We start from the raw sequence: 25,720 nt of genomic DNA on the forward strand, positions 1-25,720 counted from the left end.
AGCCTGTTCCCAGGAGTCCCCATGACCGCCTCGACCGCCGACTCCGCATCCACCGTTCCATCGGACAGACCCTCCGGCGGGCATCCACGGCGCTGGCTGATCCTCGGTGTCATCTGTCTGGCTCAGCTCACCGTCCTGCTGGACAACACCATCCTCAATGTCGCGGTCCCCTCCCTCACCGAGGAGATGCACGCCACCACCGCCGACATCCAGTGGATGATCAACGCCTATTCGCTGGTCCAGTCCGGACTGCTGCTCACCGCGGGCAGCGCCGCCGACCGCTACGGGCGTAAGAAGATGCTGGTCGCCGGGCTGGTGCTGTTCGGTGTGGGGTCGCTGACCGCGTCCCTGGCGCAGGGGCCCGGTCAGCTGATCGCCGCCCGCGGGGGGATGGGCGTCGGCGGGGCGCTGCTGATGACCACAACGCTCGCCGTGGTGGTGCAGGTCTTCGACGAGGCCGAACGCACCAAGGCGATCGGACTGTGGGGCGCGGTCAGTTCGCTCGGCTTCGCCGCCGGACCCCTGATCGGTGGCTCGCTGCTGGAGCACTTCTGGTGGGGCTCGATCTTCCTCATCAATCTCCCCGTGGCGCTGATCGGCCTGATCGCGGTCGTGCGGTTGGTGCCCGAGTCCCGGAATCCCACCGGCGACCGGCCCGATCTACTCGGCGCGCTGCTCTCCACGGTCGGGATGACCGGCGTGGTCTTCGCGATCATCTCCGGGCCGGAACACGGCTGGACCTCGGAACGGGTGCTCTGCTCGGCCTTCATCGGCATCAGTGTGCTGACCGGGTTCGCACTGTGGGAGCGTCATATCCCGTATCCCATGCTGGATATGCATTTCTTCCGCAATCGCCGCTTTGTGGGCGCCGTCGCCGGGGGCATCCTCGTGGCCTTCGGGATGGGCGGTTCGCTCTTTCTGCTCACCCAGCATCTCCAATTTGTGCTCGGCTACGACGCGTTGGACGCAGGGCTGCGCACCGCGCCGCTGGCCCTCGCGGTGGTGCTGATCAATCTCTCCGGTCTGGGCGCCCGGCTGCTGCCCGCGCTCGGCACCCCGCTGACCGTCATCATCGGCATGGGGCTGCTGGCGGCCGGTCTCGCCGCCGTGGCGGAGCTCGGCAGGGACGGCTACGGCGGGATGCTCCTCGGGCTGGTGGTGATGGGCACCGGCATCGCCGTGGCCATGCCCGCGATGGCCGCGGCCATCATGTCGGCCATTCCGCCGGAGAAGGCGGGCGTGGGCGCCGGGGTCAACGGCACCCTCACCGAGTTCGGCAACGGTCTCGGGGTCGCCGTCCTCGGCGCCGTTCTGAACTCCCGCTTCGCATCGCTGCTGCCCGCGGTCGCCGCCGGGGCGGGGTCGCTTCCGGCCGCCGTCGCCGCCGCCCGGACCCCCGAGGAGCGGGCAGTGGTGGGCGATGCCTTCGCCTCCGGTGTCGAAACCAGTCAGCTGGTCGGGGCGGTGGCGGTGCTGGCGGGCGGGGTGCTGGCCGCACTGCTGCTCGGCCGGGCCGAACGATCTTCACGCACCGCCCCGGCGGCATAGCATCGGACATGTATGACCCGCCGTGTGTCCGGGTCCCCGGGCACGTGGCGACAGCGCATCGGAGAAGGAGAGCGCGCCATGGCAAACGGCAGCCGTGCCATCCGTCCGCAGTCCAGCGTATGGCTCTCCGAACGCAAGCCTCCCAGGCGCAAGGGAGATCAGCAGCCGGTCGGGCTCGACCGTCTGAAGATCGTCGCGGCGACGATCCGGCTGCTGGACGCCGAAGGGCTCGCGGGCTTCTCGATGCGGCGGCTCGCGGCGGAGCTCGGGGTCACCGCCATGTCCGTCTACTGGTACGTGGACACCAAGGACCATCTGCTGGAACTCGCCCTCGACGCCGCCATGGGCGAGATCGTGCTCCCCATCGAGGCCGTGGCATCGGCGAAGTCCCGAGTGGTGAGCCCACCGGCGTCGCAGCCGGAGTCGCACAGGGCGGCGCAACTGGCGGAGGTCCACGACCATCTCCCCGCCGAGCCTCGGGACTGGCGTGATCAGTTGCGCCAACTCGCCGAGGAATCGCGGAAGGTACTGGTCCGCCATCCCTGGCTGTCCCCGCTGATGGGCGACTACCTCAATATCGGCCCCAACGCGATGGTCTTCACCAATGCCGCGCAGGAAGTGATGCGCAATAGCGGGCTGCCGATGGACAAGGTGTCCAGCGCCCTCGCGCTCGTCACCCACTTCGTCTTTGGATTCAGCACCCTCGAGGGCCGGTTCGCCGTCAGCTGCCGGGAGGAGGGGATCGCCCAGGACGAGCTGCTCCAGGAGGTGATGACCACGGTCAAGGATCGCCCCGACTTCGACGGCACCCGGGAGATGTTCGCGGCCCAGGGCGAGATCGGCGTCGATGAGATGCGGGACCGGGACTTCACCTTCGCGCTGGACATCGCGATCGCCGGTATCGAGGCCCTGCGCGACGCCGCCCCCCACGACGCCGCTCCGCGCGAAGCCGCCCCGCATGATGCCGCCCGAGGAGCCCGCGAGGGGTGAGCCCCCGGCCCGGTGTCGGCCCGGCCCCTCCCCCCGGCCCTGGCAGCGACCCCGGCCCCCCGGCCGAGGGGACCCTAGACCACGGGCAGTTCCTCGCCCTGCACCGCCTGTATGTCCAGCTCCACCCGCAGCGTGGTGCCGATCGCCGCGATACCCGCCGCGACCACCTGGTTGTAGTTCATCGCGAAGTCCTCGCGGCGCAGCTCCGCGGTGGCCCGGAAGGCCGCCCGCACCCCGCCCCATGGATCCGGGCCGGTGCCCAGATACGTCAGGTCGAGATCCACTTCCCGCACGATGCCGTGCATCGACAGCTCACCGTGCACCGTCCAGCGGTCCGCGCCCGCCGCGCTCAGATGCGAGCCCTGGTACGTGAGCACCGGGTACTGCTCCACGTTCAGGAAGTCGGGCGATATGAGATGGCCGTCCCGCATCCGGTTTCCGGTATCGATACTGGTCGCCTGGATCACCGCCTCCACGCTGGACTTCTCGACGGCCTCGGCGATCTCGATCCGCCCGCCGAACTCCGTGAACCGGCCGTGCACACTGGATATCCCCAGATGCTGGGCCGTGGCGGTCACCGCGGAATGCGCCGGGTCCAGTGTCCACACACCCGGCGGCGGCAGCTCCACCCCGCCCTGCCGCGCCAGCACCACCGTGCCCACATCGGCCCGCCCGGAGCCGGTGACGATGGCCGTCGAGGCGACCGGCGCATAGCCGACGGCGGTGGCGATGACCGTGTACGGACCGGCCGCGAGCGGCTCCTCCGTGCGCACCGAGCCGTCCTCGGCGGCCTGGGCGCGCAACACCTGCGCCCCCGTCATATCCGTGACGGTCAGCACCGCGTGCTGCACCGCCCAGCCGTCCCGTGTGCGGATCCGGGCCCGTAGCCCCGCCGTCCCGCCTGTGCCCGCTTCCGTGGTCGTCATGCCGCCTCTCGCTCTCGCTCCCGTGGCTCTGGCCTTGTGTGCGCCAGAGGTTGTTTGTGCGCCGGTGGTCCTGTGTGCGCCGGATCCGGGCGCCGGTGTGAGGCCGTCCCCTGCCTTTAGTACACCGCCGCCCGGATCCGGGTTCCGGGTCACGGCGGACAACTCCGCCGGCCCGGTCCGGGCCGGGGCGTGTCTCCGCTCGTCCACGCCCCGGCCCGGGGTCTCAGTCGCCGGGGTGGGCGAGGTCGACGTCGTGTCCGTCGATGCCCTCCCCGGAGACCGTCAGCGCGCCCGCGACCGGCGGATAGCCGCTCGCGATCACGGTGTAGTCACCCGCGTGCAGGTCGGTGAAGGCGTAGCCGCCGTCCGTCCCGGTGGTGGCGGTGGCGACCACGTTCCCAGCGGCGTCCACCAGCGTGACCCGGGCGTCGGCGAGCGGCCGCTGTCCGGCCCCGGCCCGTACGGTGCCCTGCACCCGGGCGCCCGCCTGGAGGGGTATCTCCATCCGGGTCAGTCCCTGGGCGCCGACCTCGACCGGCAGGGCCGCGGGCCGGAAGCCGGCCGCGTTCACCGCGATCGTGAACGTTCCGGCGATCAGCTCCTCGAAGCCGAAGTCGCCCTGCTCACCGGTCTTTCCGGAGGCCAGCACCTCCCCGCGGACATCGGTGACCACGACCATCGCCCCGTCCACCGGGCGGCCGTCGGCGGCACCGCGCACGGTGCCCACCAGACCGCTGGTGGCCGACAGCACGATGTCGAAACCGAGCGGATCCTGACCGACCATGACCGTGGACGCCTGCGGCTGGTGGCCGTCGGCCGCCGCGATCAGGACGTAGGAGCCGGAGCCCGGCGTGTCCAGGGCGTAGGAACCGTCGGTGTGCGCCACCGAGCGGCCCAACTGCCGCCCGGCCAGCGAGATCAGCGTCACCGCGGCCCGCGGTACGGCGCTGCCGTCCCCGCTCCGCACGAAGCCGTACACACCCTGCCGGGGCGGCTGGTTCGAGCCGCCGCCCTGGGCGGCGGAGGCGAACGCGGCCAGGCGCTGCGGGGCGATCTCGGCGGCCAATGCGCCGTCGGAGCCCGGTTCGGGCACCTCGGCGGAGGGCGCGCCCACCAGCGCGGGCTCGAGGTGCGCGACCTCGGCGGCGGCGGTCTCGGCCATCACGGCCTCGGTCGCCACCGGGGTGGTGGCCGCCGGGGCGTCGGTGGCCGCGGCGGGGGCCTGCGCACCGGGCGCACCGGCCTCCTGGGAACCCGAACTGGTCTTCAGTGCGACCTCCTTGATGAACAGGGTCAGCAGCAGGGCGAGCAGCGCGGCCGGCGCGGCGTAGAGGAAGACATCCCCGACACCGTGGCCGTAGGCGCTCTCCATGACGGTCCGCAGCGGCTGCGGCAGCTTGTCCAGGTCAGGGATGCCCCCGCCGCCGGTGCCCGCGTGAGCCGGCGCCGCGCCCTTGGGGCCGAGGTCGGCCAGGCCGTCCTTGACGTAGTGGGTGACCCGGTTGGCGAGCACCGCTCCCAGCGCGGAGACACCGACCGCACCGCCCAGGGAGCGGAAGAAGGTGACAACGGAGCTGGCCGCGCCGAGGTCCTCTGTGGCGACCTGGTTCTGGGTGGCCAGCACCAGGTTCTGCATCATCATGCCGATGCCCAGGCCCATGAGCGCCATATAGATGGCCAGGTGCCAGTACGGGGTGTCGTACCGGATGGTGCCGAGCAGCCCGAGGCCCGCGGTCACCAGCACACCGCCGCTGACCAGCCATGCCTTCCAGCGACCGGTCTTGGTGATGACCTGGCCGGAGACGGTCGAGGAGAGGAACAGTCCGCCGATCATCGGGATCGTCAGCACGCCGGACATGGTCGGCGACTTGCCGCGTGCCAGCTGGAAGTACTGGGAGAAGAAGACGGTTCCGGCGAACATCGCGATACCCACGAAGAGCGACGCCAGCGAGGCGAGAGTGATCGTCTTGTTGCGGAACAGCCGCAGCGGGATGATCGGTTCGCTCGCCCTGGTCTCGACGAAGATGAAGATCAGCGCGAGGGCGAGCGAGCCGCCCACCATCGCGTAGGTCTGCCAGGAGATCCAGTCGTACTTGTCGCCGGCGAAGGTCACCCAGATCAGCAGCAGGGAGACCGCGGCGCTGACGACGAAGGCACCGGCCCAGTCGACCTTGACGTTCCGCTTCACGACGGGGAGCTTCAGGGTCTTCTGGAGCACGATCAGCGCGATGATCGCGAACGGCACACCGACGTAGAAGCACCAGCGCCAGCCGAGCCAGTCGGTGTCGGTGATCACACCGCCCAGCAGCGGGCCGCCGACGGTCGCCACGGCGAAGGTGGCGCCGAGGTAGCCGCTGTACCGGCCGCGCTCACGCGGGGAGATCATCGCCGCGATGACGATCTGGGCGAGGGCGGACAGTCCGCCGACGCCGATGCCCTGGACCACCCGGCAGGCGATCAGCATTCCGGTGTTCTGCGACAGACCGGCTACCACCGAGCCCGCGACATAGATCAGCAGGGCCGACTGGACCAGCAGCTTCTTGCTGAACAGATCGGAGAGCTTGCCCCACAGCGGAGTGGTGGCCGTCATGGACAGCAGCGCGGCGGTGACGACCCAGGTGTACGAGGACTGGCTGCCGTGGAGGTCGGCGATGATCTCGGGGAGCGCGGTCGAGACGATCGTCGACGACAGGATCGCCACGAACATCCCGAGCAGCAGCCCGGACAGGGCCTCCATGATCTGCCGGTGGGTCATCGGTTCCGAGGAGCCGGAACCGTGGCCGTGGTGGGCCCGGTGACCTCCTCCGCCGTGCTTGGCGTGGGCGGGGTGCCCCGCGGGTCCCCGCACACCACCGTCCGGTGTGGTCGTTGCCATGACGTTCCTTATCGTTGCGATGGTGTACGGGTTGTGCTCACGCCCTGGAGGGGCAGGGCCCGGCAGCGGGTGTCCCCGAAGCTGGCCCGCAACCGGGCGAGAAGTTCATTGAGACGGCCGACGTCGTCGTCGGACCAGTCGCTCAGACAGTGGGCCAGCGCTTCCGTGTAGCGCTCGGACACTTGCCTGAGCAGTTCTTTCCCATGGGTGTTGATGCTCAGCAGCCGCGATCGCCGGTCCAGTGGATCGGGCGTGCGGTCCACCCAGCCGCGGTCCGCGACATGTGCCACATGCCGACTGGTCACCGACATATCGATGTCGAGCATCTCGGCGAGTTTGCTCATGCGCATCTCGCCGTAGCGGTCGAGCAGCATCAGGACCGCCGCGGGGCCCGCCGGGCAGTCGGCGGGCAGCATCCGGCTGAGGCCGCGCTTGACGGCGCCGACGCCGCTGAGATGCCGGGCCAGCTCCTCGTACTGACTCTGCGCGGCCATGGCACCTCCCGGATGGTGATCAGTTGCTTGAGGCAACCATAGAAGAAGTTAGTTGCTACAGGCAAATGAAAAGGCGGTCTGGGCGGTAAATAGCCGTTAAAGACTCAAGCAGCTTGTTAAAGGGCCCGGAGCTGCCGCCGCTCGGCTGGGATGACCGGCGTCGCCGGCGTCCACGGACGAACGCTGGGCCGTGTTAGCCGGGTGTTAGTGGAGCGGCAGCCTCCCAATAGTGGCCTCGACCAGAGTGGGTGACGTACCGAGGAGAGACCGACACAAACCGCCCCGGGGGGAACCGAAATGAGCTCCAGCACCACTGTCCGCACCGCCCGTCGCCGCACCCTGCGCGTCGCCGCCGCGGCCCTGACCGCAGCCGCCGCTTTCTCTCTGACCGCCTGTAACAACTCGGACGACACCGCCTCGAAGCCTGCGGCCGTGTCCAGCAGCGCGGGCTCCTCCGCCGGAGCGCAGGGCACCGATGGCCAGCCGGACAGCGCCAAGTCGGGCTCCGGCGACGACACCTCGCCCGGTGCCGACTCCGGGAACGGTGCGGCGAAGGGCGGGGGGAAGAGCACGTTCTGCCGCACGAGCGACCTGACCATGGAGGCCGTGGACAGCTCGCCCGACGAGACGGTGGGTGAGGTCACCGTTCAGATGACCAACAAGGGCGCGAAGACCTGCTCGGCGACGGGCTTCGCGGGTGTCGACTTAAAGGACGTCGATGGCACGTCCGCCCCTGTCCACCGCGGTGGTGAGCAGCCCCGCGTCACCGACCTGAAGCCCGGTGACACCGCCACCTTCAGCATCTCGTACAAGGTCGACTTCAGTGGCGACAGCCTCGCGTCCCCGACCGACATCATCGTGACGCCGCCGAACGAGACCCACAGCGTGTCCCTGAAGTGGCCCGCGGATGCGCTGAAGCTGGCCGGCCCGTACGACGACAAGATCCAGGTCCACCCCGTCGGCATAGCCAACTGAGTACCGCGAAGACGGCCCTGTGCTGGTGAAGCTCCGGCCGGAGCTTCACCAGCACAGGGCCGTCCAGGTTCGGTGAGACGGAAGGCACAACGACTCGGTTCGCCGAGTAGACGCCTCGATTGGATGGGAGCGGTCGGGTGCATGGGGTCACAGGGACCGCGGGGCCCCGGGGGTGGGCGGGATAACACACGTTCGCTAGGGTCGGGGGCCATGGCGAACAACCCCCAGGGCCCCAGCGGCAACCATGACCCGGCCGGCTCCACGCAGATGTTCCGCGCCTTCGTCGACGACGGCGGACGGCAGCCGCAGCCGACCACCGCGTCGAGCGGTGGGTCCCGTATCGGCGTGATCGTCGGCGTGATCGTCGCGATCGCCGTCGTCGCCGGGGTGGCCTGGCTGGCGCTCTCCTGAGCGAGCGCCGCGGCTGAACGCGGCGGCCGGACTTCGAGGCGCGCTTCAGGACACCTTCAGGGCCGGGGCGTACGGCGGGGCCCCCGGGCTGCGCTCGTGTGACCGGGCCCTGCGGCTACTGCTGCGACTCGGGCTTCCAGGTGACCTCGACGTCCCGCGTCTCGATGTGCATGCCCAGCGGCACTCGCCAGGCGTCCACGCACACCGTCCAGGTCTTCTCCTTCTTCTGACCCGCGCCGATCGGCGCGGGCAGCTTTTCCTTCGACTCGCGAGTCGCCCAGTCGATGCCGATCGAGTCGATGATGTGCGTCGCGAAGGTGACGGTTCCCGAAGTCACGGGCGCACCGCCGGTGTTGCGGAACCGCACGGTCACCTTCTCGCACCAGCGCTGGTCCGCCGCTGCCCGCTCGGGGTCGCCGACCACTTCGAGCGCGGCCGGTCCGGACGGTGGTGAGGGGGTCGTGGGCGGCTCGGGGGGTTTCGGGGGTTTGGGGGTGGAGGGTGCGGGGGGCGTGGAGCCGCCACCGGACCCCGAGCCGGAGCCTTCGCCGGGTTCGCCGCCGTCCGGGCGGTCGTGGCTGCCGGAGCCGCCTCGTCCGCCGCCATGGCCCGCCGAGTCCGATCCGTCCGCGTCGCCCGAACCGCCTCCAGCGCGTTCACCGGGGGCCGTGGCGGAGGGCGTACCGCCCCGGTCCGCCCTCCCTTTACCGCGTCCGTCGCCCTCGCGGCCATCGCCCTCGCGGTCCTGGCCGCCACGCTCGTCGTCCTGGTCCAGCGGCGTCAGCTTGACGCCGCCCTTCGGCGGTACGGCCTTCGCCGTCCGCTCACCGTCGGGCCCGGCCGCTCCGGCCGCGACATAGCCGTCGCCGCCACCGCCGCAGCCGCTGAGCAGTGCCCCCAGGCACAGCGCGACCGCCGAGGAGGCGATCGCCTTGCCTCGGCGGCCCGTTGTCCGGCTCGCTGCGTGTCGCATCGGGCCAGTGTGGCTGACGACCCGTCAGGTGTACAGATGTGCGTCGGCTGCCGTACGGCGGCGGTCGGCAACCGTACCCGGACGGGCCGATGGCCTTGGGGCTCAGTCCGCGATGAGCCCTTCGCGCAGCTGTGCCAGGGTCCGGGTGAGCAGCCGGGAGACATGCATCTGGGAGATCCCGACCTCTTCGCCGATTTGCGATTGCGTCATATTGGCGAAGAAGCGGAGCATGATGATCTGCCGCTCGCGCGGGGGGAGTTTGGCGAGTAGCGGCTTGAGTGACTCCCGGTACTCCACGCCCTCCAGTGCGCTGTCCTCGTACCCCAGGCGGTCCGCGAGCGACCCCTCACCCCCGTCGTCCTCGGGGGAGGGGGAGTCCAGCGAGCTCGCCGTGTAGGCGTTGCCCACCGCGAGGCCGTCGACCACGTCCTCCTCCGAGACACCGAGCGCCGTGGCGAGTTCGGTGACGGTCGGGGAGCGGTCCAGCTTCTGTGACAGCTCGTCACTTGCCTTCGTCAGCGCAAGCCGCAGCTCCTGGAGCCGCCTCGGCACCCGCACCGACCAGCTGGTGTCCCGGAAGAAGCGCTTGATCTCACCCACGACGGTGGGCATCGCGAAGGTCGGGAACTCCACGCCGCGTTCACAGTCGAACCGGTCGATCGCCTTGATCAGACCGATGGTGCCGACCTGGACAATGTCTTCCATCGGCTCGTTCCGGCTGCGGAACCGGGCGGCCGCGTAACGGACCAGAGGGAGGTTCAGCTCGATGAGGGTGTCACGTACGTAGGTGGCCTCCACGCTGTCCCGGTCGAGTGCGGCGAGCCGCAGGAACAGGGAGCGGGAGAGGGTGCGGGTGTCGATGGTGTCGCAGTCGTCAAGCGCGTGCGGTGCGTCATTGGTGAGCACCTTCGAGCTGCCCAGTTCTACGGACATGCCACCCCCTTGAGGTCGCGGACGGATCCCAGCTGCGCGCTGCGCGCGTGCAACGCAGCCTCCCCCTGAATACCGGAGGTTCAGCCACGGCAAACGCGGTTCCAGCAGAATGTCACATGTCGGCAACGCGCTGTAGCGCCAAGTCGACATTAGTCCCCCGAGCCACCGGGGTGGGCATCGCCCGTCGTGATTAGGACTCGATCCGATTTGCGGATCTCAGTCTGGCGAAGCTCCGGGACAGCAGCCGGGAGACATGCATCTGGGAGACGCCGAGCTCCGCGCTGATCTGAGACTGGGTCAAGTTGCTGTAGTAACGGAGCAAAAGGATGCGCTGCTCACGCTCGGGCAACTGTACGAGCAGATGGCGCACCAGGTCACGGTGTTCCACTCCGGCCAGTGCGGGGTCCTCGTAGCCGAGCCGGTCGACCAGCCCCGGCAGCCCGTCGCCCTCCTGGGCGGCCTCCAGTGATGTGGCGTGATATGAGCGCCCGGCCTCGATACAGGCGAGCACCTCGTCCTCGCTGAGCTTGAGCCGCTCGGCGATCTCGGCCGTGGTGGGGGAGCGGCCGTGCAGCACCGTCAGATCCTCGGTGGCGCCGTTGACCTGTACCCACAGCTCGTGCAGTCGGCGCGGCACATGGACGGTGCGGACGTTGTCCCGGAAGTAGCGCTTGATCTCGCCCACGACGGTGGGCATCGCGAAGGTCGGGAACTGCACCCCGCGCTCGGGGTCGAACCGGTCGATCGCGTTGATCAGGCCGATCGTGCCGACCTGGATCACATCCTCCATCGGTTCGTTACGGCTGCGGAAGCGGGCGGCTGCATAGCGGACCAGTGGCAGATTCGCCTCGATCAGCGCGGCGCGCACCCGGGAGTGCTCGGGGGTTCCGGGGTCGAGGCCGGAGAGCTCGGCGAAGAGCACCTGGGTGAGCGCTCGGGCGTCAGCCCCGCGGCTTCTGCCGCTCTCGCTGCCGCCATCGCCCTGGGGAGGGGTTCTGGGCGCGGTACGGGCCGACACGGTCACGCCACCCCTTCACGATGTACTCACCCGGCAAAGCGGTCATAGCATCACAAGACATGTGCACTGTGTGCAAGCACCGCTTTACTACGTGTTGATGGCGAAATTGCCACGTAGTGGTGCAAATGTGATCGTGAAGCAGTACAGAAGGGGGCCGGAGCAGGATCAGAAGCCTTCAGAGGGCGGTCAGAAGGCGCTCAGGAGGCGTTGGAAACAGAACCAGAAGGCGTCCGGAACGGGATCAGAAGGGGTAGTCCGCGATCACCCAGGTGGCGAACTCCCGCCACCGCGCGGCCGCCGCCTGATGGGCCGGGTGCTCGATGTAGCACTTCAGGGCGTCGAGGTCGGCCACCGCGGAGTTGATCGCGTAGTCATAGGCGATCGGCCGGTCCGTGATGTTCCAGGCGCACTCCCAGTGCTCCAGCTCGGGGATGGTGCCACCGAGCTCCTCGAACGCCCGGACCCCGGCCCGTACCCGCGGCTCATCGCGCGTCACGCCGTCGTTGAGCTTGAAAAGGACCAGGTGGCGAATCACGGGGGGCCTCCAGGGGCGGGGGTGTCACTGGACCAGTTCGGTCATGAACTCGCCGACGCTCTTGGCGGCGTCCGATATGCCCTCGAACCCTATCTGGACCAGGTCGGCCGCACGCGCCGGGGTCTTGATGATCGTGTAGAGCACGAAGACGATGAGCATGTAGAGCGCGATCTTTTTCGCCTGTGCCATCCCGTGCTGCCCTCCCCGGTCGTCCCCTGCGGCATCGCGTGAGTCTATCCACACCCCGGGAACAACAGTCGTACCAGTCCGATCATCGGAGCGGCGTCTCGTGGGCCGTGCTCACCGAGGTGGGCGCCCTCGCGTAAATGGGTGGATTCTGGGAGGTGGGAGGGCGGCAACAGCGGAGGAGGAGGGAGCGGAGATGCGTGTCGGTGTGCTGACCGGCGGAGGCGACTGCCCCGGCCTCAACGCGGCGATCCGCGCCATCGTCCGCCAGGGCGTGGAGGTGCACGGCTTCGACTTCGTCGGGGTGCGGGACGGCTGGCGCGGTGCGCTGGACGGTGGCATCGTGCCGCTGGACGTCCAGGCCGTACGCGGAATCCTGCCGCGCGGCGGAACCATCCTCGGCTCCTCCCGGACCAACCCCCTGGCCAGCGAGGACGGAGTGGAGCGGATCCGGCGGACACTCGCCGAGAACGCGGTGGACGTGCTGATCGCGATCGGCGGCGAGGACACCCTCGGCGTCGCCGCCAAGCTGGCCGACGAGGGGATCGGTGTGGTCGGCGTCCCCAAGACCATCGACAACGACGTCGCGGGCACCGACTACACCTTCGGCTTCGACACCGCCGTCAATATCGCCACCGAGGCCATCGACCGGCTGCACACCACCGCCGAGTCCCACACCCGCACCCTGGTTGTCGAGGTGATGGGGCGCCACGCGGGCTGGATCGCGCTGCACTCGGGCATCGCGGGCGGTGCCAACGTCATCCTCATCCCCGAGCAGCCCTTCGACGTCGGACAGGTCTGCGGCTGGGTGGAGAACCGGTTCAAGATCAGGTACGCGCCGATCGTGGTGGTCGCGGAGGGAGCGGTCCCCAAGGCCGGGCAGATGGTGGTCAAGGACTCCACGCTCGACGAGTTCGGCCATGTACGGCTGTCCGGGATCGGGGAGTGGCTGGCCCGTGAGATCTCCGACCGCACCGGCAAGGAGGCCCGCACCACGGTCCTCGGGCACATCCAGCGCGGCGGGACGCCGAGCGCCTTCGACCGCTGGCTGGCGACCCGCTTCGGGCTGCGCGCCATCGACACGGTCAAGGAGCGGGACTTCGGGACGATGGTGGCGCTGCGCGGCACCGACATCGTGCGCATCCCGCTCGCCGAGGCGGCGGCCGGCACCCGGACCGTGGACCCCTCGCTCTACGCCGAGTTCGGCGTGTTCTTCGGCTGACGACCGGCCAGGGTGTGTCAGGGGGCAGGCGGGCGCGCGTCAGGGGGGTGCCTCGGGAGGGGGTGCGTCAGGCGGGGGTGCGTCAGGCGGGGTGCGGTACGACCGCCACTGGACAGCGGGCGTGGTGCAGTACGGCGTGGGCGACCGGCCCCAGCCGCCGTTCCGCCACCCTGTGGCCCGTACGGCGCCCGAGGACCAGCAGCCGCGCCCGCCCCGACGTCCGCACCAGCGCCTGCGCCGGATTGAGCAGCACCACATCGGGCAGTACCGAGACCTGCGGATACCGCTCCCGCCAGCCGCGCAGCGCGTCCGAGACCACCTGGCTCTCCTGGTCCTCCCACATCCCGCGGTCCTCCTCCAGCACACTCAGCATCCAGGCGGAGGGGGACGCCGGGGGCAGCGCCCAGGCGTGCACCACTCGCAGCAGGGCGTCCCGCTCCCTGGCGGCGCGGAAGGCGAAGCTGGCCGTGGCGTCCGCCGGGGCGTGTGCGTTGAAGCCGAGCTGCACCTCGCGGTTACCGCCCCGGGCCTGATCCGTCTGCCGGGGCGGGCCCGGCACGGTCACCACCGGGCAGTCCGCGGCGGCTGTCACCCGGAGTGCCACCGAACCCACCGCGAGCTCGTCGAAACCGCCCCAGCCCCGTGTCCCGACGACCAGCAGTCCGGCGTCCGCGGCGGCGGTGAGCAGCGCCTCGTCCGGTTCGGAGTCGGTATGCCGACCGGTGACCTGGAGATTTGGATGGCGGGCCGCGAACCCGGCCACGGCCTGCTCCAGCATCTCCGTCCCCACGTGCTGCCAGGCGTCCACTCCGGGGACCGGGGAGACCCGGCGCGGCAGCGGCGGACAGGCGTGCACCAGAAGCAAGGCGACCTCGCGGTGCGCCGCCTCCCGGGCGGCCCACTCCGCCGCGGCGAGACTGCGCCGCGATCCGTCGACCCCCGCTACGACAGGGCCGCTCATTGGATCCTCCTCTGCTGCATCCCGCTCGGCCGCCGTAGGGTGTTACGTCCGTTCAGTGTAGATATGGGCGACACTCGCGGCCGAGCGGAGACGGAGCGGAGACGGAGCGGAGACGGAACGGAGACGAAGCGGATGCGGGCAGGGGCGGGGGCTTCCGGGTTCGACGCGCGCGAGCGGGCCATCCGTGGTGCACTGGGAGAGCCGGGGGATGCGTACGGACCATCGGACCCGTCCCCTCCCCTTACTCACCTCCCCTCATCGACATCCCCGCCGACCGCCGGGACCGGCGCACCAGACCGCGAGGGGCGGCGACCGCCCTCGGGCCGAGAGATCGGTCCGGGGGCGGTTCTGCGTCTGCGGGGCGCTTGGTGACGGGCGGCCGGGCGGGGTGGATCGGTCGCGTCGGGCGGTCAACTCCCCCGAAAGTGGGGTGGGATGTCAAGGATTCGGGGGACGCGGGGGCCTGCCGGGCGAGCGCAGCATGGGGCCGAGGAAGGGAAGGAGTGGGAAATGCGCTCGAGCACATGGCATCTCACCTCGCGCCGCTCAGCTCTCGTCGTCGGACTTGTCGCCGTGGTGGCCGCCGTGGTGGTCGTCGGGATGGTCTCCCCCTCCGGAAAGGCGTCCGGGAAGGTGGCGGCGGTCGAATTCCGCCGAGAACCGGTCGGAAAGACCTCGGTCCCGGCGTTCACCCGGTCCGTCGGTCAGGACCGGAACGATCTGGAGTCACCTTCCAACGGAGGCCGGGCCTTCCTGGGGAGCACCCCGGGTCTGTACGCCGGGGCGCCCGACCGGCAGTCCTGTGACCGGGGGAAGCTGATCCGCGGTCTCCAGACCGACCCGAAGAAGGCGGCCACCTGGAGCCGTATTCAGCACATCGGCTCGACGAACGCCATCGCGGACTATGTCGACCGGCTGACCGGCGCCGTGCTGCGGTCCGACACCTATGCGAAGGTCTACGGCTCCCGTCCCGGTGCGAAGCCCTCGTCCGCCGTTCTCCAGGCGGGTACGGCGGTCTTCGTCAACCAGCGCGGGGAGCCCGTGGTGAAGTGCAACTGCGGCAGCCCGGTGCGGATGGCGGCTCCGCCGCGGGACTCCCGCCCGACGTTCACCGGCCCGGAGTGGACCGGTTTCTCCAAGAGCACGGTCACCGAGATCCAACCGGCCTCGAAGGCCGTCAAGCGGGTCGTGATGCTGGCGGTGGCGGGCAAGTCCGAGCTCTTCAAGCGGCCGCTCGGTGACGGCGGTTCGGGCGGGGACTCGCAGTCCGATGACACGGTCCTGGCGAAGGCCGACTTCCCGCCGTATCTGGCGATGCCGGGCGAGCAGGGCGCGCCGGACCTGCGGGAGGCGCCGAAGCCGGGCGAGATGCCGTCCGACACGATCACTCCGCTGGAGACCAAGCGGCCGTCCGGTTCGCCGTCCGGCGGTATGCCGGACGCACAGACCTCGGACCAGCCGACCGACCCGGGCCAGCAGCCGACCGACCCGGGCCAGCAGCCGACCGACCCGGGCCAGCAGCCCCAGCCGCAGCCCTCGGACCCGAACCAGCAGCAGCCGCCGCCCTCGCAGCCGGATCCGAACCAGAGCCAGCCGCAGCCCCCGCCCCCGCCGAACCAGCCGCCTCCCAACCAGCCCCCGCCGAACCAGCCTCCGCCGAACCAGCCTCCGCCGAACCAGCCACCTCCGCAGCAGCCTCCCCCCAACCAGCCGCCGCCGCAGCCCGACCCCAACCAGACCCAGCCCCCGCCGCAGCCTCCGCCGTCGGGTCCGTGAGGTTCTGAGCGAGGAGCGCTTCCCGACCGGCGTCCGTTCGGTGCGATCCGCGGACGCCGGCCGCGCGCCCCGGCCACTCGTCGGCCGCCCCGGGCGGCAGCATGGTGGCCATGGTCCTGCCCGGATTCCTGACCAGGGCGATCAACCTGCTGCTCGGCCGGGGGACCGGCCGCTGCACACCCAGGCCGCCGCGGTGGCCACGCTCGTCCTGGGCGCGGTCATGCTGCTGGGCTCATACGCCGTGGTGGCGGCCGAGCGCGGCGCCCCCTCCGCGAACCTCACCAGCTATCCCAAGGCGCTGTGGTGGTCGGCCGAGACGGCGACGACCGTCGGCTACGGCGACTTCTACCCGGTCACCCTCTGGGGACGGCTGGTCGCCTGTGTGGTGATGTTCGTGGGCATCACCACCTACGGCATGATCACCGCGGCCATCGCCGCCTGGTTCGTCGGCCGCGAGCAGAAACGCCAGCACCGGCTGGCCGAGGCCGTCCACGACCGCGTCCTCGGCGGTGAGCGCCGACTCTCCGCCGATGCCGAGGCCCTGTACGAGCGCTTCGACCGACTCGAGGGCCTGATCGCCGCGGGCGGCCGCCGCCACGACGGCGACGACTCCGCGTCCTGAATCAACGGCCCGTTCCACGGGGCCGGTTGCGCGCTCGCCCGGACATCACGAAGGGTTTCGTCACCGTTCGGCGCGGTTCACCATGTTCGCGTCGAACAGTCCGGCCAACCGGGCACGGATGATCACCGCGATGGTGAACCCGTTGGTCGGCTCATCGGATCCGGCGCTGCGCCTGGCCGCCTCGATATCGGCCGGATCGATCAGAATCTCGATACCGCCCGGAGCGTTGACCGAACATCTCCGGACGCTTTCGACGCAGGTCGTCGACCACCCGTGTGCCGGGCAACGGACCATCGGCCGAGTCCCCCTCAGCGCTTAATGGCCAAGGCGGATCCGAGCAATTGCCCCAAGATCTCGATGATCTTGATGTCATGATCCGTCAGATCGCCCTTCACCGGGCTGTCGATGGTGAGCATTCCGAACGCGTCGTGATTGATGGCAGGAGCGATCGGAGCCGCTATGAAGGTCTTGTACGTCTGTGTATCAGGCTGGTATTCCGGAGGTTCGGAGAGCAGGTCGGGAACAAACAGCGGTTCGCGCTTGTCCATGCTCCGCAGTAGTCGATCTCCCCGGGGCGTACCTTCCTTGAAGGTGGTGCGCGGTGTCTCCTGCCGGCCGGCCCACATCCCGGCTTGGCATTTGAGTTCACGGTTGCCCGAGCTGCCCGTTACATCGAGCAGGCATGCACGTGTGTGTGGCGGGCCGATGGAGCGTGCCGCCCTGATCACCACCTGCTTCATGTCCCCCTGGAGCGAACGCCTGCGCTGGGCTGTCGTCGCGATAGCGATTTCCCCGAAGACCTCCATGATGGGAACCAGCATCTCCTGGAGCATGCGTCGCTGCTCCTGACCGGCTAAAAGCGCGGTTTGCTTCTCGGTCTTCACCCCGCGCGCCGCCAAAAAGATCACGGTGAGCGTCGCCAGTGCTCCACCGCCGACGATGAGCCAAAAGATCCAGCCCCATTCGTACAAACCTGCGAGTGCCGCGGCAATGTAGGCAAGAACATTCAGCGCCCCCGCTACAGCAGTGCCTCGACCGAGCCCCCACCATCGAGTTGCCATGGCGACGGAGGGTAGCACCAGTGACACGATGTGTGGAAGATGTTGGCCAACTGCCGCATGGCCGCTGCCACCTGCGGGAACATACTCAGTGTGACCACGGGTCCCGCCAGTCACGCGACGGACGCTTGCTCCAAAAGGGGTCAAGTCGTTGACGACTGGAATTGGCTGGTCTATTTTGATAGAGGCTATGCGCCAGTGTGAAACCAGGGGGAATGCGCGAACCGTATTAGCCTGAATGTTTTAGGGGGAGCAATGAGCGGCAACTTGCGGCACAAAAGTGAACCGGGGAGTCTCGGTGACTCCCCGGTCAAAGGCGTGGATGCTCTGATGGAAGAATACAGAGCAGATCCCGATGCCTATATGGAGCGGCGTGCAAGTGTCTTGCGTGGTGACAGCTATGCCGAAGCTCGTCAACGTGTCGTGGCCGAACAGAACGAAGCGCTTCGAGCGGCGAGTCGTGCCGTGCTTTATAAGCTCTTCGGCTTCATCCTTCCGCGGAAGCAGGTCCAGCGAAATTAGCCGGCGGCCCTGCTGGGTGAATATGTACGCGGAGTTGCGCAGCTCTGAGGCCCTCTCGATGGAGAGGGCCTTTGTCTGTTCGGGCTCTGTCCTCGCCCCTACTGCTCCCGACTTTCCGGGGTCGCGCCCGGTCCCGGAGGCTGGTGTTGGTACGCGATGGCACCAGCCTCCGGACGGGACCTAGCTGAACTGGCCGGGCTGGTAGTCGCCGGCGGGCTGCTGGACGATGACGTTCATTCGGTTGAAGGCGTTGATGAGGGCGATGAGGGACACCAGCGCGGCGAGCTGCTCCTCGTCGTAGTGCTTGGCGGCGTCCGCCCAGGCCTGGTCCGTGACCCCACCGGCCGCATCCGCGATGCGGGTGCCCTGTTCCGTCAACTCCAGCGCGGCGCGCTCGGCCTCGGTGAAGACCGTGGCCTCCCGCCACGCCGCGACCAGGTGGAGGCGCACCGACGTCTCACCGGCGGCGATGGCTTCCTTGGTGTGCATATCGGTGCAGAAACCGCACCCGTTGATCTGGCTCGCGCGGAGCTTCACCAGCTCCTCCGTCGCGGCGGGCAGCGTCGAGTCCGAGATCACCTGGCCCGCCGAGACGAGGCGCTTCACGAACTTGCCGGCGGTCGGGCTGCCGTAGACGTTCAAACGGGCATCCATGGTGGGCTCCTCTGTCGTTGTCGATGGCTACACACCTATGACGGAACGACTCGGCACGATGTGACAGGAGCGCATGTGGCGTGGATCTCCCCGGCTCGCGCCGCGGGCCGACTGGGACGAAGAACGGAGAGGGAATACGACGCAGGGCCCCACCCGTGCGGGTGGGGCCCTGCGTTCTTCGAGCGGTAGCGGTGGGATTTGAACCCACGGAGGAGTTGCCCCCTCACACGCTTTCGAGGCGTGCTCCTTAGGCCGCTCGGACACGCTACCGAGAGAGAGCCTAGCGGACGGGTGGCCGGGAACCGAAATCGGTTCCCGGCGGGGGCCGGTCAGGGCGTGCGGAAGAACGCGGTGAGGGGGGCCGCGCATGCGGCGGGGAGGACCCCGGAGATGACCTCGGGGCGGTGGTTGAGACGGCGGTCTCGGACGACGTCCCAGAGGGAGCCGACCGCACCGGCCTTCTCGTCGACCGCGCCGTAGACCAGGCGGTCCACGCGGGACAGGACGATCGCGCCCGCGCACATGGTGCACGGCTCCAGGGTCACCACCAAGGTGCAGCCGGTCAGGCGCCAGCTGCCGAGGCAGCGGGCGGCGGCCCGGAGGGCGAGGACCTCGGCGTGGGCCGTGGGGTCGCCGTGGGCCTCGCGCTCGTTGCGGCCGCGGCCGAGCACCGCGCCGTCCGGGCCCAGCACGACGGCGCCGACCGGCACATCCCCCGTTTCCGGGGCCCGTACGGCTTCCTCCAGCGCGAGGCGCATCGGGGTGCGCCAGGGGTCGCGCAGGGGGTCGGGGTCGGGGCCCGGCGGGACGCCGGTCAGCGGATCGGTCATGACACCAGTGTGGGCGACGGGATGGGGGTGGCCGCGGACCGCGGTCAGCGCACCGCCTCCAGCCCTTCCATGCTGCATCCCAGCATGTCGGCGATCGATTCGAGCGCGTCCCCCTCCAGGGCCTTCAGCTCTTTCTCCTCCATGCCGAGGTCGGCCAGGATGTCGCCGTCGCCGAGCGGGCCCACCGGGACCGGCGCGTCGGAGTCGGCGTCTTCGTTGTCGTCCCGGTCCGGCTCGCCGTCCTCGGTGCCGTCGAGGTCGACGAGGCTGTCCAGGTCGTCGTCGGGGTCACGGCCGAGCAGCTCGTCGGTGAGCATCGAACCGTACGAGGTGCGGGCGGCCGCGGCCGCGTCGGATACATAGATGTGCGGGTCGTCCTCGCCGTCCACGCGGACGACGCCGAACCACGCGTCTTCGTGCTCGAGGAAGGCCAGAACCGTGTCGTCGTCCTTGGACGCTCCACGGGCCAGTTCGATCAGATCGGTCAGGGTCTCCACATCATCGAGCTCTGTGTCGCTCGCTTCCCACCCTTCTGCGGTGCGCGCGAGCAATGCGGCGAAGTACACCGTGACTCTCCCACTGGTCATAGGCGTGCCGGGGCGGGCGGGACAGTGTCCCGCCCCAATCGGAATCGTGGCAGAAACCGTCGCTTCGCGAGAGGTCTTCCGCGCTGCGTCGTGCACCAGTCCAAAGAGATGTCGCTCACGCGGACCCGGGGTGCACCGGCCCGGAGGCTGCCTCCGGCGGGGCACGAACGCTCATCGGGGCTTCACCAGCCGAACGTGCGCATGTGTATCGCCTGGCGCATCCGGGCCGAACGGGCCAGCTGCGGCCGGACCTGATTCCTTATCTCCCGGGCCTCGTTGAGCGCCCGCAGGAAGCGGTCGCGGCGGCGGCGCCGCTCGTCAGCGCTCTCCTTCTCCCTCTCTGCCATGGGTCACATCACCCCTTGGGCCGAGTCCCCGCCCGGATGGCAACCGGGCGCTCCTGCCCACTTTCCCCCGAATCGGCGGTTTGATGCCAGTACCGCGACGAACTGTTGTTGCGGTCAGGGTGAGGTAGGGGGGTCACCGGCGCTGGCCGGGGGCCGTGGCTCGGTTAGTGTCGATGCCATGCGGATCCATGTCGTCGACCACCCGCTGGTGGCGCACAAACTCACCACGCTGCGCGACAAGCGCACCGACTCCCCCACGTTCCGGCGGCTCGCCGACGAGCTGGTGACCCTGCTCGCGTACGAGGGCACGCGCGATGTGCGCACCGAGCCGGTCGACATCGAGACCCCGGTGAAGCCGACGACCGGGGTGCGGCTGTCGCATCCGCGCCCGCTGGTGGTGCCGATCCTGCGGGCCGGTCTGGGCATGCTCGACGGGATGATGCGGCTGCTGCCGACGGCCGAGGTCGGCTTCCTCGGCATGGTCCGCGACGAGGAGACGCTGAAGGCGTCCACCTACTCCACCCGGATGCCCAGCGACCTTTCCGGCCGTCAGGTCTATGTCGTGGACCCGATGCTCGCCACGGGCGGGACGCTGGTCGCGGCGATCAAGGAGCTGATGGCGCGGGGTGCGGACGATGTGACCGCGCTGTGTCTGCTGGCCGCGCCGGAGGGCGTGGCGGTCATGGAGCGCGAGCTGGCGGGCGCGCCGGTGCGGGTGGTCACCTCGTCCCTCGACGAGGGGCTCAATGAGCACGGCTACATCGTCCCGGGGCTCGGTGACGCGGGCGACCGGATGTACGGGGCCGCGGGCTAGGCCGGAGCCGGGGCGGCGGGCGGCCGGGGCCGCGGTGCCGTCAGTCGCACGGTGAACCCGAGGGCGCCGGCTCGGGCTTGGCCAGAGCGGCCAGGGCCTTGTCGGCGTCCTTCTGCTTCACCAGGTCCTTGAAAGCGGAGCCGATGATCAGGTCGACGTCCTTGCCCCTGCGTGCGTCGTTCTTGGTCTCGGCCCCGTCGAGCTGGGTGCTGAGCACGTTGAACGCGCCCTTGGTGGCGTCCGGGGCGCCGAGCAGCATCCCGGCGGCCTTGACCTTCTTGTCGTACTCGGACGGGGCGTTGCCCACCTTGCCGATCTTGAAGCCGCGTTTCTTCAGCTCGTCCGCGGTGTCCTTGGCGAGGCCGGAGCGCGGGGTCGCGTTGTAGACGTTGACGGTGATGTCGGCGGGCTCGGGCAGCGAGGCGGCCGTACGGCCGGTCCGCGGGTGCTCCTCGCGGCGCTGGTCGCGCTTGCAGTCCGCGGTGCCCCGCGCGGTGCGCACGGTGTCACCGTCACCGCCCGAGAAGACATCGATGAGCTGGAGCGTTCCCCAGCCGACCAGGCCGAGTACCACCGCCGAGCCGAGCGCGGCGATCACCAGACGCCGACGGCCGCGCGGTCGCCTCATACGCGGGTAGCGGTCGCCCGTGATGCGGTACTTACCGCCCATGCCGGGAGGGGTCAGCATGCTCATGTGCGCAGCGTAGTGCGGCCTGGTGGCGATGCCTACTAAATGATCAATGGTTAGTGCTCAGGCCAACCCGAAAGGGCCAACCCGGGCCGCAGTGGCGGGCGCGCAGGGCGTGGGGCCGGGCGCGGCAGGGGGCGGTGATCAGCCCAGCTCGAGGACGCGGGCGTGGAGGACCTGGCGCTGCTGGAGCGCGGCGCGGACCGCGCGGTGCAGCCCGTCCTCCAGATAGAGGTCGCCCTGCCACTTCACGACATGGGCGAAGAGGTCGCCGTAGAAGGTCGAGTCCTCCGCGAGCAGCGTCTCCAGGTCGAGCTGCTGCTTCGTCGTGACCAGTTGGTCAAGACGTACCGGGCGTGGGGCGACATCCGCCCACTGGCGGGTGCTTTCCCGGCCGTGGTCGGGGTAGGGCCGACCGTTTCCGATGCGCTTGAAGATCACACGGAAAGCCTACCGGGCAAGCGGCTCCCGGCGCAGCCAAGGCGCCGGAGTGCCAGGGCGCGGCCCACTTCGCGGCAGGGGAAAATTGGGCGAAATTATCTTCAAAAGGGACTAGGCGGTCAGGGGGGTCGGGAGTAACCTGAATAGCAGCCTACGGGGCGAGCGAGGGAGCTCGACCGGAGAGACGTTCAGGACAGAGGGCTTTGGCCCTCCGGAACGCCTCCTAGATGGTCTGGCTGAGAGGCCTGAAGGTCGGGGAGACCGGAAGGCGACCTCCACTACCTGATACGGGCAATGCCGCCGAAGGGAGCCCACCTCGTAGGTTCTGTGCTGCCCGGCCCGGACGCGCCCGCCGCCTCCACTTGCGCCGGGCTTTCTCGCGTCCAAGCATGGCCGCATGCGCTGTCTGGTCACCGGAGCCACCGGCTACATCGGCGGACGGCTGGTGCCCGAGCTGCTGGCCGCGGGCCATGAGGTGCGCTGTGTCGCCCGCTCGCCCGGGAAGCTGCGTGATCATCCATGGGCCCCGCGGGTGGAGACCGTCCGCGGCGATGTGACCGATGCGGCATCCCTGGACGCGGCGATGGAAGGCGTGGACGTCGCCTACTACCTGGTCCACTCACTCGGTACCGGCCCCGGCTTCGAGGAGACCGACCGCCGCGCGGCCCGGATCTTCGGTGAGCGGGCCCGCGCCGCCGGGGTACGGCGGATCGTCTATCTCGGCGGGCTGACCCCGGCCGGGGTGCCCGCATCCGCGCTCTCCCCGCATCTGCGCTCCCGCGCCGAGGTCGGCCGGGTGCTGCTGGACTCCGGGGTACCGACCGCGGTGCTGCGCGCGGGGGTGATCATCGGCTCCGGCTCGGCCTCGTTCGAGATGCTGCGCTATCTCTCCGAACGGCTGCCGCTGATGGTGACGCCGAGCTGGGTGCGCACCCGTACCCAGCCGATCGCCGTCCGCGATGTGCTGCGGCTGCTCGTGGGGTGCGCGGAGCTGCCGGACGAGGTGCACCGCACCTTCGACATCGGCGGTCCCGACGTGCTCACCTACCGGGACATGATGGTGCGGTACGCCGCTGTCGCCGGACTGCCCAGACGGATCATCCTGCCGGTTCCGGTTCTCACCCCACGGCTGTCCAGCCTGTGGGTCGGCCTGGTCACCCCCGTACCGGGCGCCATCGCACGCCCCCTGGTGGAGTCGTTGCGGCATGAAGTGGTGTGCGCCGAGCGCGACATCGCGCGGTACGTACCCGATCCGCCCGGCGGTCCGATCGGTGTGGACCGTGCGCTGGAGCTGGCCCTGCGCCGGATCCGCGACGCGGACGTGGCCACTCGCTGGTCCTCCGCCGCCACCCCCGGCGCGCCCAGCGATCCGCTGCCGACCGACCCCGACTGGGCGGGCGGCAGCCTCTACACCGACTACCGCGAGCGCCCGGTGGCCGCCACGCAGCAGGACGTATGGCGGGTGGTGGAGGGCATCGGCGGGGAGAACGGCTGGTACTCAACTCCGCTCGCCTGGGCGCTGCGCGGCTGGATCGACACGCTGATGGGGGGTGTCGGGCTGCGCCGGGGGCGGCGGGACGCGGCGCGGCTGCGGGTCGGGGACAGCCTCGACTTCTGGCGGGTGGAGGAGGTCCGGCCGCCGCGGCTGCTGCGGCTGCGGGCCGAGATGCGGCTGCCGGGCCTGGCCTGGCTGGAGATGCGGGTGGACCAGGACCCGGCGGGCGGGACGGTCTACCGGCAGCGCGCGGTGTTCCATCCGCGCGGGCTGGCCGGACATCTGTACTGGTGGGGTGTCTCGCCCTGGCACGCCCTGGTCTTCGGTGGGATGGCCCGGAACATCGCCGCCACGGCGGAGGCGAACGGTTCGGCTCAGCCGCGGCCGTGACCGGCGGGGCGAGCGGGCGCGGGTCGGCCCTGGCAGGGTGACGGCGTGCCCATGGGCCGTCCGCAGCGGTTCGTCAGCGCTCTGCCGCGTCCTGTGTCCGCGGGCGGGCCACGGGGTCGTCCTCCCGCGGCGTCGTGTCCCGCCCCGGCGGCTCCGGCGGCGGCCCGCCCTCGGTCCCGCTCCGTCAGTCGTCCCGCCCGCGCAGTCCGTCGAACGCCACGGGCAGATGGCGGGGGCCGCGCAGTACCGCGTTGTGCCGGTACTCCGGCGGGTCCTCCAGCAGCCGCGGCTTGTCGAGCCGCCTGGCCAGCTCGGTCAGGGCGAGCTGGGCCTCCAGCCGGGCCAGCGGGGCGCCGAAACAGCTGTGGATACCGCTGCCGAAGCCGAGGTGCTGGTTGTCCCTGCGCTGCGGATCGAACCGGTCCGGCTCCAGGAAGCGCTGTGGATCGCGGTTGCCGGAGGCGAGTACGAGCCAGACCGACGCGCCCTTGGGGATGGTGACGCCCGCGATGTCGATGTCCGCGAGCGGGGTGCGCTGGGGCAGCAGCTGCACCGGGGGTTCGAACCGCAGCAACTCCTCCACCAGCGGGGTGGCCAGCTGGGGACGTGCGCGCAGTCGGGTCAGCACGTCCGGATTGCGCAGCAGCGTCAGCATGCCGTTGGTGATCAGGTTGACGGTGGTCTCATGACCCGCGACCAGCAGCAGCGACGCGGTGCTCAGCAGCTCCGCCTGGGTCATCTGCCCCTCCGGGCCGTGTCCGGCGGCCAGGGCGGAGAGCATGTCGTCGCCGGGCGCGCGGCGCCGCTCCTCGATCAACTCGGCCAGATAGAGCCCGAGTTCGCTGCGCGCCTGCTGGGTGATGCGGCGGCGTTCGGCGGCGTCCTCGTCCGGGGCGGGGTCCAGACCGGCCGCGAGGGTCTCGGCCCAGTGGTGGAAGCGCGGTTCGTCCTCGCGCGGTACGCCCAGCAACCGGCAGATCACGGTCACCGGAAACGGGTACGAGAAGTGGTCGACCAGGTCGATCCGGTCGTGGTTCGCGAAGCCGTCGATGAGCTCGCCGATGATGCGGGAGAGTTCGCCGCGCATGGCGTGGATGCGGCGCGGGGTGTGCGGCGGGCCGAAGGGGGTCATCGCCAGCCGCCGCAGCCGGTCGTGCTCGGGCGGATCGAGCCGCAGAAAGGCGGGCGGCAGCGCGGTGTCCTCCTCGTCGGCGAGCGCCCCGGCGGCCTGGGGGTTCAGATTGCGAGCGTCGGAGCTGAGCCGCGGATCGTGCAGCAGCCCGTGGATCTCCCAGTAGGTGCTGACGAGGTACGGGCCCTCCTCGTCCTGCACCACGGGCGTCTTGCGCAGCTCGGCGTAGACGGGGTACGGGTCGGCGCGGTTGGCGTAGTCGGTGATCTTCCGCAGCAGCGAGCCTTGCGTCATGGCTGAGATCCTTCGATCATCGG

The 25,720-nt window shown here is 70.0% G+C and carries 27 protein-coding genes, 1 tRNA gene and 1 pseudogene; 10 read left to right on the forward strand and 19 right to left on the reverse strand.

The window, feature by feature from the left end:
- The first annotated feature begins 21 nt into the window (after window positions 1-21).
- A complete protein-coding gene (locus AC4BEG_RS17655; RefSeq protein WP_490706822.1) occupies window positions 22-1,548 on the forward strand; it encodes an MFS transporter in 1,527 nt (508 codons plus the stop codon).
- Between the two features lie 78 nt (window positions 1,549-1,626).
- Window positions 1,627-2,538: a TetR/AcrR family transcriptional regulator gene (locus tag AC4BEG_RS17660; protein WP_490706823.1), complete on the forward strand. Its 912-nt coding sequence runs from the start codon at window positions 1,627-1,629 to the stop codon at window positions 2,536-2,538.
- A 74-nt stretch (window positions 2,539-2,612) separates the two neighbouring features.
- On the opposite strand, the gene AC4BEG_RS17665 is transcribed toward AC4BEG_RS17660, so the two are convergent.
- The 3 genes from AC4BEG_RS17665 to AC4BEG_RS17675 form a co-directional block, all read right to left on the reverse strand.
- Entirely contained in the window at window positions 2,613-3,464 is an 852-nt protein-coding gene (locus tag AC4BEG_RS17665; protein WP_490706824.1) for a YceI family protein, read from the reverse strand.
- A gap of 223 nt (window positions 3,465-3,687) precedes the next feature.
- Window positions 3,688-6,219: an MFS transporter gene (locus AC4BEG_RS17670; RefSeq protein ID WP_490707111.1), complete on the reverse strand. Its 2,532-nt coding sequence runs from the start codon at window positions 6,217-6,219 to the stop codon at window positions 3,688-3,690.
- A gap of 128 nt (window positions 6,220-6,347) precedes the next feature.
- Window positions 6,348-6,833 (reverse strand): MarR family winged helix-turn-helix transcriptional regulator, encoded by a 486-nt coding sequence (locus AC4BEG_RS17675; RefSeq protein WP_490706825.1) that lies wholly within the window; start codon window positions 6,831-6,833, stop codon window positions 6,348-6,350.
- Window positions 6,834-7,130: 297 nt separating this feature from the next.
- On the opposite strand from AC4BEG_RS17675, the gene AC4BEG_RS17680 reads away from it, so the two are divergent.
- Window positions 7,131-7,808 carry a DUF4232 domain-containing protein gene (locus tag AC4BEG_RS17680; RefSeq protein ID WP_490706826.1) on the forward strand — a complete coding sequence of 226 codons (678 nt, stop codon included), beginning with the start codon at window positions 7,131-7,133 and terminating at the stop codon, window positions 7,806-7,808.
- 210 nt (window positions 7,809-8,018) lie between these two features.
- Window positions 8,019-8,219, forward strand: coding sequence for a hypothetical protein (locus tag AC4BEG_RS17685; RefSeq protein ID WP_490706827.1), 201 nt, complete (start codon window positions 8,019-8,021; stop codon window positions 8,217-8,219).
- Between the two features lie 115 nt (window positions 8,220-8,334).
- Here the strand turns inward: AC4BEG_RS17685 and AC4BEG_RS17690 are convergent, their stop codons facing one another.
- The 5 genes from AC4BEG_RS17690 to AC4BEG_RS17710 all read right to left on the reverse strand — a co-directional run bounded on the left by AC4BEG_RS17690 (window position 8,335) and on the right by AC4BEG_RS17710 (window position 11,867).
- On the reverse strand, window positions 8,335-9,192 hold the full coding sequence (locus AC4BEG_RS17690; protein ID WP_490706828.1) for a hypothetical protein: 858 nt from the start codon (window positions 9,190-9,192) through the stop codon (window positions 8,335-8,337).
- A 102-nt stretch (window positions 9,193-9,294) separates the two neighbouring features.
- Window positions 9,295-10,125: an RNA polymerase sigma factor SigF gene (locus AC4BEG_RS17695; protein WP_176181966.1), complete on the reverse strand. Its 831-nt coding sequence runs from the start codon at window positions 10,123-10,125 to the stop codon at window positions 9,295-9,297.
- Between the two features lie 190 nt (window positions 10,126-10,315).
- Window positions 10,316-11,149 carry an RNA polymerase sigma factor SigF gene (locus tag AC4BEG_RS17700; RefSeq protein ID WP_490706829.1) on the reverse strand — a complete coding sequence of 278 codons (834 nt, stop codon included), beginning with the start codon at window positions 11,147-11,149 and terminating at the stop codon, window positions 10,316-10,318.
- Between the two features lie 235 nt (window positions 11,150-11,384).
- On the reverse strand, window positions 11,385-11,678 hold the full coding sequence (locus tag AC4BEG_RS17705; RefSeq protein ID WP_490706830.1) for a Dabb family protein: 294 nt from the start codon (window positions 11,676-11,678) through the stop codon (window positions 11,385-11,387).
- 24 nt (window positions 11,679-11,702) lie between these two features.
- The gene (locus tag AC4BEG_RS17710; RefSeq protein WP_176181969.1) at window positions 11,703-11,867 is read right to left on the reverse strand and encodes a hypothetical protein; all 165 of its coding nucleotides are present in this window, start codon (window positions 11,865-11,867) and stop codon (window positions 11,703-11,705) included.
- Window positions 11,868-12,060: 193 nt separating this feature from the next.
- Between AC4BEG_RS17710 and AC4BEG_RS17715 the strand changes: the two genes are divergently transcribed.
- Entirely contained in the window at window positions 12,061-13,086 is a 1,026-nt protein-coding gene (locus tag AC4BEG_RS17715) for a 6-phosphofructokinase (RefSeq protein WP_490706831.1), read from the forward strand.
- A gap of 82 nt (window positions 13,087-13,168) precedes the next feature.
- Here the strand turns inward: AC4BEG_RS17715 and AC4BEG_RS17720 are convergent, their stop codons facing one another.
- Window positions 13,169-14,047, reverse strand: coding sequence for a universal stress protein (locus AC4BEG_RS17720; protein ID WP_490706832.1), 879 nt, complete (start codon window positions 14,045-14,047; stop codon window positions 13,169-13,171).
- A gap of 510 nt (window positions 14,048-14,557) precedes the next feature.
- On the opposite strand from AC4BEG_RS17720, the gene AC4BEG_RS17725 reads away from it, so the two are divergent.
- The gene (locus AC4BEG_RS17725) at window positions 14,558-15,823 is read left to right on the forward strand and encodes a DUF6777 domain-containing protein (protein WP_490706833.1); all 1,266 of its coding nucleotides are present in this window, start codon (window positions 14,558-14,560) and stop codon (window positions 15,821-15,823) included.
- Window positions 15,824-15,933: 110 nt separating this feature from the next.
- Window positions 15,934-16,445: pseudogene (locus tag AC4BEG_RS17730) on the forward strand (potassium channel family protein).
- A 60-nt stretch (window positions 16,446-16,505) separates the two neighbouring features.
- Here AC4BEG_RS17730 and AC4BEG_RS17735 read toward each other — a convergent pair.
- Both AC4BEG_RS17735 and AC4BEG_RS17740 read right to left on the reverse strand, forming a co-directional pair.
- A complete protein-coding gene (locus AC4BEG_RS17735) occupies window positions 16,506-16,739 on the reverse strand; it encodes a hypothetical protein (protein ID WP_490706834.1) in 234 nt (77 codons plus the stop codon).
- 14 nt (window positions 16,740-16,753) lie between these two features.
- Entirely contained in the window at window positions 16,754-17,506 is a 753-nt protein-coding gene (locus AC4BEG_RS17740) for a GAF domain-containing protein (RefSeq protein ID WP_490706835.1), read from the reverse strand.
- A 252-nt stretch (window positions 17,507-17,758) separates the two neighbouring features.
- Here AC4BEG_RS17740 and AC4BEG_RS17745 point away from each other — a divergent pair, with 252 nt between their 5' ends.
- The gene (locus AC4BEG_RS17745) at window positions 17,759-18,025 is read left to right on the forward strand and encodes a hypothetical protein (protein WP_490706836.1); all 267 of its coding nucleotides are present in this window, start codon (window positions 17,759-17,761) and stop codon (window positions 18,023-18,025) included.
- A gap of 180 nt (window positions 18,026-18,205) precedes the next feature.
- Here AC4BEG_RS17745 and AC4BEG_RS17750 read toward each other — a convergent pair whose 3' ends face one another.
- The 5 genes from AC4BEG_RS17750 to AC4BEG_RS17770 all read right to left on the reverse strand — a co-directional run bounded on the left by AC4BEG_RS17750 (window position 18,206) and on the right by AC4BEG_RS17770 (window position 20,443).
- Window positions 18,206-18,679 (reverse strand): carboxymuconolactone decarboxylase family protein, encoded by a 474-nt coding sequence (locus AC4BEG_RS17750; protein ID WP_490706837.1) that lies wholly within the window; start codon window positions 18,677-18,679, stop codon window positions 18,206-18,208.
- Between the two features lie 183 nt (window positions 18,680-18,862).
- Window positions 18,863-18,949: transfer RNA gene (locus tag AC4BEG_RS17755), tRNA-Ser, on the reverse strand.
- A gap of 59 nt (window positions 18,950-19,008) precedes the next feature.
- Window positions 19,009-19,509 carry a tRNA adenosine(34) deaminase TadA gene (gene tadA, locus AC4BEG_RS17760; RefSeq protein WP_490706838.1) on the reverse strand — a complete coding sequence of 167 codons (501 nt, stop codon included), beginning with the start codon at window positions 19,507-19,509 and terminating at the stop codon, window positions 19,009-19,011.
- A 44-nt stretch (window positions 19,510-19,553) separates the two neighbouring features.
- Window positions 19,554-20,075: a tRNA adenosine deaminase-associated protein gene (locus tag AC4BEG_RS17765; protein ID WP_490706839.1), complete on the reverse strand. Its 522-nt coding sequence runs from the start codon at window positions 20,073-20,075 to the stop codon at window positions 19,554-19,556.
- A 203-nt stretch (window positions 20,076-20,278) separates the two neighbouring features.
- Window positions 20,279-20,443 (reverse strand): hypothetical protein, encoded by a 165-nt coding sequence (locus tag AC4BEG_RS17770; RefSeq protein WP_490706840.1) that lies wholly within the window; start codon window positions 20,441-20,443, stop codon window positions 20,279-20,281.
- A 178-nt stretch (window positions 20,444-20,621) separates the two neighbouring features.
- Between AC4BEG_RS17770 and upp the strand changes: the two genes are divergently transcribed.
- Window positions 20,622-21,257 carry a uracil phosphoribosyltransferase gene (gene upp / locus AC4BEG_RS17775; RefSeq protein WP_490706841.1) on the forward strand — a complete coding sequence of 212 codons (636 nt, stop codon included), beginning with the start codon at window positions 20,622-20,624 and terminating at the stop codon, window positions 21,255-21,257.
- 40 nt (window positions 21,258-21,297) lie between these two features.
- On the opposite strand, the gene AC4BEG_RS17780 is transcribed toward upp, so the two are convergent.
- Together AC4BEG_RS17780 and AC4BEG_RS17785 are read right to left on the reverse strand one after the other, a co-directional pair.
- A complete protein-coding gene (locus AC4BEG_RS17780) occupies window positions 21,298-21,951 on the reverse strand; it encodes a LytR C-terminal domain-containing protein (RefSeq protein WP_490706842.1) in 654 nt (217 codons plus the stop codon).
- 138 nt (window positions 21,952-22,089) lie between these two features.
- Window positions 22,090-22,386: a type II toxin-antitoxin system VapB family antitoxin gene (locus tag AC4BEG_RS17785; RefSeq protein WP_003986294.1), complete on the reverse strand. Its 297-nt coding sequence runs from the start codon at window positions 22,384-22,386 to the stop codon at window positions 22,090-22,092.
- A 397-nt stretch (window positions 22,387-22,783) separates the two neighbouring features.
- Between AC4BEG_RS17785 and AC4BEG_RS17790 the strand changes: the two genes are divergently transcribed.
- A complete protein-coding gene (locus AC4BEG_RS17790; RefSeq protein ID WP_490706843.1) occupies window positions 22,784-24,271 on the forward strand; it encodes an SDR family oxidoreductase in 1,488 nt (495 codons plus the stop codon).
- A gap of 184 nt (window positions 24,272-24,455) precedes the next feature.
- Here AC4BEG_RS17790 and AC4BEG_RS17795 read toward each other — a convergent pair whose 3' ends face one another.
- Window positions 24,456-25,697, reverse strand: a complete 1,242-nt coding sequence (locus AC4BEG_RS17795; RefSeq protein ID WP_490706844.1) for a cytochrome P450 — start codon at window positions 25,695-25,697, stop codon at window positions 24,456-24,458.
- Window positions 25,698-25,720 lie beyond the last annotated feature (23 nt).

This window comes from Streptomyces sp. JLBJ103 (assembly GCF_058215575.1).

Bases quoted from the DNA above. Each gene is read 5' to 3' on its own strand.
- AC4BEG_RS17655 (WP_490706822.1), top strand. From the start codon at position 22: ATGACCGCCTCGACCGCCGACTCCGCATCCACCGTTCCATCGGACAGA.
- AC4BEG_RS17660 (WP_490706823.1), top strand. From the start codon at position 1,627: ATGGCAAACGGCAGCCGTGCCATCCGTCCGCAGTCCAGCGTATGGCTC.
- AC4BEG_RS17665 (WP_490706824.1), bottom strand. From the start codon at position 3,464: ATGACGACCACGGAAGCGGGCACAGGCGGGACGGCGGGGCTACGGGCC.
- AC4BEG_RS17670 (WP_490707111.1), bottom strand. From the start codon at position 6,219: ATGACCCACCGGCAGATCATGGAGGCCCTGTCCGGGCTGCTGCTCGGG.
- AC4BEG_RS17675 (WP_490706825.1), bottom strand. From the start codon at position 6,833: ATGGCCGCGCAGAGTCAGTACGAGGAGCTGGCCCGGCATCTCAGCGGC.
- AC4BEG_RS17680 (WP_490706826.1), top strand. From the start codon at position 7,131: ATGAGCTCCAGCACCACTGTCCGCACCGCCCGTCGCCGCACCCTGCGC.
- AC4BEG_RS17685 (WP_490706827.1), top strand. From the start codon at position 8,019: ATGGCGAACAACCCCCAGGGCCCCAGCGGCAACCATGACCCGGCCGGC.
- AC4BEG_RS17690 (WP_490706828.1), bottom strand. From the start codon at position 9,192: ATGCGACACGCAGCGAGCCGGACAACGGGCCGCCGAGGCAAGGCGATC.
- AC4BEG_RS17695 (WP_176181966.1), bottom strand. From the start codon at position 10,125: ATGTCCGTAGAACTGGGCAGCTCGAAGGTGCTCACCAATGACGCACCG.
- AC4BEG_RS17710 (WP_176181969.1), bottom strand. From the start codon at position 11,867: ATGGCACAGGCGAAAAAGATCGCGCTCTACATGCTCATCGTCTTCGTG.
- AC4BEG_RS17715 (WP_490706831.1), top strand. From the start codon at position 12,061: ATGCGTGTCGGTGTGCTGACCGGCGGAGGCGACTGCCCCGGCCTCAAC.
- AC4BEG_RS17720 (WP_490706832.1), bottom strand. From the start codon at position 14,047: ATGAGCGGCCCTGTCGTAGCGGGGGTCGACGGATCGCGGCGCAGTCTC.
- AC4BEG_RS17725 (WP_490706833.1), top strand. From the start codon at position 14,558: ATGCGCTCGAGCACATGGCATCTCACCTCGCGCCGCTCAGCTCTCGTC.
- AC4BEG_RS17735 (WP_490706834.1), bottom strand. From the start codon at position 16,739: ATGGTCCGTTGCCCGGCACACGGGTGGTCGACGACCTGCGTCGAAAGC.
- AC4BEG_RS17740 (WP_490706835.1), bottom strand. From the start codon at position 17,506: ATGGCAACTCGATGGTGGGGGCTCGGTCGAGGCACTGCTGTAGCGGGG.
- AC4BEG_RS17745 (WP_490706836.1), top strand. From the start codon at position 17,759: ATGAGCGGCAACTTGCGGCACAAAAGTGAACCGGGGAGTCTCGGTGAC.
- AC4BEG_RS17750 (WP_490706837.1), bottom strand. From the start codon at position 18,679: ATGGATGCCCGTTTGAACGTCTACGGCAGCCCGACCGCCGGCAAGTTC.
- tadA (WP_490706838.1), bottom strand. From the start codon at position 19,509: ATGACCGATCCGCTGACCGGCGTCCCGCCGGGCCCCGACCCCGACCCC.
- AC4BEG_RS17770 (WP_490706840.1), bottom strand. From the start codon at position 20,443: ATGGCAGAGAGGGAGAAGGAGAGCGCTGACGAGCGGCGCCGCCGCCGC.
- upp (WP_490706841.1), top strand. From the start codon at position 20,622: ATGCGGATCCATGTCGTCGACCACCCGCTGGTGGCGCACAAACTCACC.
- AC4BEG_RS17780 (WP_490706842.1), bottom strand. From the start codon at position 21,951: ATGAGCATGCTGACCCCTCCCGGCATGGGCGGTAAGTACCGCATCACG.
- AC4BEG_RS17790 (WP_490706843.1), top strand. From the start codon at position 22,784: ATGCGCTGTCTGGTCACCGGAGCCACCGGCTACATCGGCGGACGGCTG.
- AC4BEG_RS17795 (WP_490706844.1), bottom strand. From the start codon at position 25,697: ATGACGCAAGGCTCGCTGCTGCGGAAGATCACCGACTACGCCAACCGC.